The 929-nt window shown below is 73.2% G+C and carries 2 protein-coding genes; one reads left to right on the forward strand and one right to left on the reverse strand.

The genetic code is table 11. The annotated features are described in order from the left end of the window. Positions 1-662: GNAT family N-acetyltransferase (locus GTY56_RS30005; protein ID WP_202510917.1), on the reverse strand; the 662-nt coding region annotated here is incomplete at its 3' end. Between the two features lie 14 nt (positions 663-676). On the opposite strand from GTY56_RS30005, the gene GTY56_RS40885 reads away from it, so the two are divergent. After that, on the forward strand, positions 677-929 hold a 253-nt coding region (locus GTY56_RS40885; protein WP_237525102.1), incomplete at its 3' end, for a hypothetical protein.

The following is a 929-nucleotide window of genomic DNA, read 5'->3' on the forward strand; positions in this document are numbered from 1 at the left end:
AGCCGGGTGATCCACTCCTGGGCGAACCGGTCCCGCCGGCCGGTCCGCCGGTACTGCGCCGACTTCCACTCCATCAGAGCCCGCAGCGCGCCGGGGTCCAGGGCGTCGTACACGAAGCGCACCTCGCCGACCTGCCGGGCCAGCTTGCGCTCCTTGGCCAGGGTCTGTCTGAGGAAGCCCGGCGACTGCGCCCGCAGCCTTCGCAGGTACGCCTCGAAACCGTCGCCGATGTCGACGACCGGGGAGGCGAGCTCCTCGACCGCGTGCGGCGTGAACGCCTCCTGGCCGGCTTCGAGGTTGTCGAACTCCCAGGACGCCAGGCCGCAGACCCGTAACAGCCGGCGGGCGTCCAGCCGTACCCCGGGGCGCAGCACGGCCCCCTGACTGTCCGACACCCCCAGCCCGATGGCCCGGCCCCGCCCCAGCACGGAGGCCTCGTACGGGAAGAACCCCACCGGGGAGCCGTCGTCCAGCAGCACCGCCACTCGGGCAGCCGGCCTGACCTGCCCCACGGCCGCGGTGAACACCGGGTCGAGAAACGGATTCGCCGGGGCGCCGGACTCGGTCCGGATCTCCCGCCACATCTTCTTGTCGTTGGGGCCGAGTTCGTCCGGCCTCAGAACGAGAACGCGCTTTCCAGGCAACTCTGCCTCCTGTGTCATCGGCATGGGGACACATGAAGGCCTGCACATCACCGCGTACCGGCACCGGGCAGTACTCGGGCCGCACGGCGCAGGCCCTGGTCGGTACTGCCGTCACTCAGCAGCGGAACGTCTGCAAACGGGCGGTCGTCGGGGCGGATCCGACCGCCACCGGACACGGAGGCGCTCGCGCCGCACGCGGCTGCGCACCACCCCCGCCCGGCACGGCCGCCCCGGTCACCGCCGGGCTCGTCCCGGTCGCCCCCGCCGCCCGCGGCGCCCGCACCG

The organism is Streptomyces sp. SID5643 (assembly GCF_009872555.1).
Classification (GTDB): Bacteria; Actinomycetota; Actinomycetes; order Streptomycetales; family Streptomycetaceae; genus Streptomyces; species Streptomyces iakyrus.